The organism is Shewanella sp. 10N.286.51.B2 (genome assembly GCF_041469265.1).
Taxonomy (GTDB): Bacteria; Pseudomonadota; Gammaproteobacteria; order Enterobacterales; family Shewanellaceae; genus Shewanella.
Genome location: NZ_JBFRKH010000125.1, coordinates 1 through 4,658, shown reverse-complemented (window position 1 = coordinate 4,658; position 4,658 = coordinate 1). Strand labels below are relative to the sequence as shown.

Annotated in this window: 3 protein-coding genes; 2 read left to right on the top strand and 1 reads right to left on the bottom strand. The window is 39.6% G+C overall.

Translation table 11 applies throughout. The features are described from left to right. Positions 1-152: 152 nt before the first annotated feature. Entirely contained in the window at positions 153-2,150 is a 1,998-nt protein-coding gene (locus AB4140_RS19695; RefSeq protein WP_303503307.1) for a hypothetical protein, read from the bottom strand. A gap of 911 nt (positions 2,151-3,061) precedes the next feature. On the opposite strand from AB4140_RS19695, the gene AB4140_RS19690 reads away from it, so the two are divergent. After that, positions 3,062-3,748 (top strand): hypothetical protein, encoded by a 687-nt coding sequence (locus AB4140_RS19690; protein ID WP_303462500.1) that lies wholly within the window; start codon positions 3,062-3,064, stop codon positions 3,746-3,748. Next, positions 3,735-4,430 (top strand): helix-turn-helix transcriptional regulator, encoded by a 696-nt coding sequence (locus AB4140_RS19685; protein ID WP_372002324.1) that lies wholly within the window; start codon positions 3,735-3,737, stop codon positions 4,428-4,430. The genes AB4140_RS19690 and AB4140_RS19685 overlap by 14 nt, the downstream gene beginning before the upstream one ends. Positions 4,431-4,658: the final 228 nt, after the last annotated feature.

The window sequence follows — 4,658 nt, the reverse complement described above, 5'->3', positions numbered from 1 at the left end:
ACAATATAAAACTGCTTTCCAACAAGCTTAAAATCAGATTTTACCCACAGCTATGACAAACCTTTGTCAGCTTAGCTCAGGACGGAACATACTCAAAAAAAAGGCCACTTGAAATCAAGTGGCCTTTAGCATCGAATTTAACTAATTACAGCTTATTTTGGGTTTACGTGACAAGTCATACACGAGTATGGATCTGGGTAAACAGGATCTGTGGTCCAGTCACTATTACCCCTAACTTTCATATCATCGCTATATAAGCCGTGCATATAAACAAAGTTTTGATCTTTCAACTCAGGTAATATGTTCAATAAGTAATTTGGATCACCGTACATTTCACCACTAACAACGCTCACAGCATCTCTATCGGTTGATGGCACATCAATGATTGGTTTAGCTGGATGAAAGGTCATATCTTCAGGAGAGTTACCACCTTCGTACATTTTCGGAAACAGTTTATTTACTGAACCATGGTTTTTAGGTTGAAACTCATTGTCATGGCACCAGAAACAAACACCGACTTCACCATGTCCTTCTGGAGCACCGTTATTACCATGACATTGAGCACATTGGTAAGGTGCCACGGCGCGATCCGCTTCATCTAATACTTCATAAGACTGTACGCCTTTAGCTAGATCCATAACATAAACGGGCGTTGGGTTAACCCCCAAACTACCTTGGTCGCCATCAGAGTGAATACTACCTAACGAGTGACAAGTACCACAATCGGCAACGCCCCAGCCAAAATGCTCTTCAGATAATGGACGAATTGCCTCGTCAATATCGTAAATTGGATACTTATCATCACCACCCACTCGGTGGCTTTCTGGCGCAGCAAATTTCAACTGACGCGCCATAACAAATACGCTATCAGTTGGGTAGTATAATGGCCACACGTCAGGAAATACGTGACGGTTTTTATCGCCATGCCAATCAGTCAAATCGATTTCAATGCCTTTGCTACCAAAGTATTCGGCACATTCCTCGTCAACCAAACCATTTGGAGTGCCTGTCTTTTGACCATCAAGACCAATGCCATCACAAAAAGTTGCAGGTGGCGCTGAGTTCGAATCTGCCATATTCCCTAGACCGTACTTATGGTTCCAATCACTTGTATAGCGTGTTTCATAACCGTCAATTGCGTAGGCAAAACGCGCTTGGTTTACCACGCCATCAACAGAGTTAACTAAAAAGTGTTGAATATTAGCACCGGTGGAAATTTGTCCCCAGTAAGAAAAGCCCATTTCAACTAAGCCTTGCTCATGCAGACTCATGAATACATCAGCCATGGTGATCATGACGTCTTTTTTATAGATATCAGGACGCAGGTTATGTGGACGAACAACCACATCGTTAAAGACCATTTGTTCACCGCCAACAGGCTGTACCATCACTCTTGGGAAGGTTGCACGGTTATCACCAAACTTTTCTTCATCAGCCTTTCTGCGTTCAACTTGGGTGCGCTGCATCTCTTCACGGCGATAGGTGTAAGCTTCACTTCGAGAAGCTAACATCACCCCAGAATTATCTTGAAGTACCGTCATTTCCATGCGAGTTCCAACCGCTTCGCCGAAGTTGGTGTACTTGTTTTCTCTTTTAAATTCACCTGTGTCTGGGATCCAGTTTGCGGCCCAGTTTGGATCGCCTTCACCTACAGGCTTGCCATCAGTATCAAATTCAATGTTGCTGCCATCTTCGTTATGCCAAACCGTAAAGCGGTAAGCACCAATGTCCTCGCCCCACTCGTATTCAACGTGAAAGTCATCACGTGTCGCTGAAACGTAAAGCAATACTTCAGCAAAGGTAATTTGACCATCATTGAAAATATCATCACGTAATGGCTTAGGGATCAACTTACGAACATCTGCAGCCTGAACGGTATAACCGTGCTTTATATCACCATGTCGCCTTTCAGACTGTGCCACCCAGTCTGTTCTAGCCATTTCTTTACCGATATAAATAGTGATCGGCCCTTCTAACTGCCACTTAATATCTGGCCCCCAAACATTATCGAATACTTGACTACCTGTTTGAGGCGGCTCGACAATCTCAGGTATATCTGGATTTTCAGGAGAACTTTTGGCGTCATCACTTCCACAAGCGGCAAGCATTGCAAGCATTAATAATGTTGCTGATGTTTTTATATGTTTCATCTCATCCCTTTTACAATGTAAATATTGAAGCGGCATATTGACTTACCCAACGCCTTAAGGGACAGTGACTTCTCACAGTAACAATCACACCATTTGTAAATAAAATGATTTTGTTTATTTAGATTTGAACCCCATCACAATTACATTTAAATTCACTAACTTAATCAACTTTAACTCATAAATAAAATCAAAAAAAATCACCATAAACATTACGCTAACAACTGCAACAAAATGCATATTGAACATATAAAACGTTAGAAACAGTGCCTAATTTGAAAAGGTAACATCAAAAAGGAGTGCGTTTTTTACACCACACAGCATGTCCATATTGATTCTATATAAAGGGGAAACTTGATTAACTAATGATGTTGTTCAGCAGCCTGTTTTACGCAAGGTAACACATGTTTTGCGAATAAATGATTAATTGTTGTTTTGAAGAATTATCAACATCATAAGCTCTCAAGATCCATTTATATTAAGGTTTTAATGATAATAATTGAGTAGACACTAGCTCTGAGAGTGATGTTTGAGTATTTACATAGTTAATTACAACCTTGTCAGCCTTTAGCCGTAATTACATTTGTAAATCAACGGGTCCTGCACAAAGCAACTTAAATAGCCAATCCAGCCAAATATCAACAAGCTTAATGGCCTCTTTCTCACATCATCAATGCTGTAACACTTATCCCTGTTAGTGGTTTTTCACAGAAAACAAAGAAAGCTTGTTAGATTTTTTGAATCCAGCACTATTGTCTTGAACCATGTCGCATATCTAAAAGTAGGTATTGCCCACTGTCGCATTTATTCACAATCGCTATTGCTGGAAACAAGGAAATGCATAAAATTCGCAATCACTTAATTACGGTATTTACAAAGGGTAGCTTCGGCTCACTATACAAAGGAGGAGCACTATGATGAAAGCAATAATAGACTCTGATTTGTCTACTCTATCTAATGAACTAGGCGTTAATGCTTGCGTGCTCTATATTTTTTTGAATAACCCAATTAATCTACGCACAACTCGTGAAGCTGCTAGCCTTGTCGTTGCTAGCGATAAGCATGTTGTCAAACAATTCAAAGCACAACATTGCCAATGGGTCAGTTTGGAAGCTGATAAAACAAGTGCACCTAGCCGTTCTGCTACTCCAACGCTTGATGTTGCAAACCTCATGTATAAAGAGAACATGAGCATTGATATCACTTTTTTATTCGCGCCTAAATTAACAGCAAAATTTGTTTTTTATTCTAACAAGCTCTGTATTACAGCTCTAAATGACAAGCTTGAGTTGATTAAATCAAAGCTCTTGCAAGTAGCGATTAAAATCAATAATAGCCATAAACTTATCAAACAATCATTAATAAATATGGGCGTAATTAATCGTAAAACAATCGATATATTACAGTTTACGGCCGTGGGTTACTCTAGAAAGGATATCGCGCCAAAATTAAATTTATCGGTACGTGGCATCGATTATTATATAGAAATCGCCAAAATAACGTTTGAAGCAGACAGTTTACCCGCGTTAATTTATAACGTAAATCAATATGGTCTACTAAAGGACTTTTCAGAAATGGAGGCTAAGCATGAAAGTCAGTAGCATTCTGAACGAGTTCTCACGAACTCATAATATTACAGACACCATGTTTGTCTTAGACATAAATAGTAATATGCTACCTTCAGGGTTCTCTAAACTTAATCAAGTAACTGGTAGAACTCATATTCTCGCTAGCTCAGTTAATGCGATAAAATACAGCAAAGTATCTCGAAAAAAGTGGGCAAAAAAAGACCACAACACAGAGGTCTCTTTAAAGCGTAAATACCATACTTGGGATTACAGTGACTGGCCACAGTTTAAAGTTGGACCTAATGACGATATTGTTAAATTTGGCTACCAGCAAAAAGTAACCGTAGAAGTCCCCTGTATGATGAACCCCAATTGGGTGGGGCGCTTCTACTTCATGGTGCAAACTAATAATAAACTTGCTGACCCCAATGCATTTAGCCGTTTATATAAAGACCTAACCGATATTCATTACATGTTACTGCAAAGTAGTATGGAGAACCTGAATCCGTTTTTAGACTATGGTTTAATAAAAAGCGCTGATATTGCGATATTATATATGATGGCAAATGGACACGACCGTGAATCAATTGCCAAAGCAGCACATTTGTCCGCACGAGGTGTCGACTATCGCATACTTAAACTCAAGAAGTTACTAGGTGCTAGCAACTGCTCTAGCTTAATACATTCAGCATACAATAACTTTTTAATTCAGTAATATCATTGCCCCTACTTGATAGGGGCGCAACACTTACTGCAGGTCCGCAAAATCAAGAATAATTTAAAGCCTCATTTGCGTGTATCCATGATGGCAATTTGATCGCAAAGCTGCTCTGCTTCATCCATATAATGTGTAGTGAGAATAACTGGTTTCCCTTGTTTTATTATCTCCCTAACCAACTGCCAAAAATGTAACCTTGCTTGGGGGTCTAGCCCTGTGGTGGGC

What these genes read in the sequence shown, in the direction of transcription:
- AB4140_RS19695 (WP_303503307.1), bottom strand. Translation starts at nt 2,150, where the DNA reads ATGAAACATATAAAAACATCAGCAACATTATTAATGCTTGCAATGCTT.
- AB4140_RS19690 (WP_303462500.1), top strand. Translation starts at nt 3,062, where the DNA reads ATGATGAAAGCAATAATAGACTCTGATTTGTCTACTCTATCTAATGAA.
- AB4140_RS19685 (WP_372002324.1), top strand. Translation starts at nt 3,735, where the DNA reads ATGAAAGTCAGTAGCATTCTGAACGAGTTCTCACGAACTCATAATATT.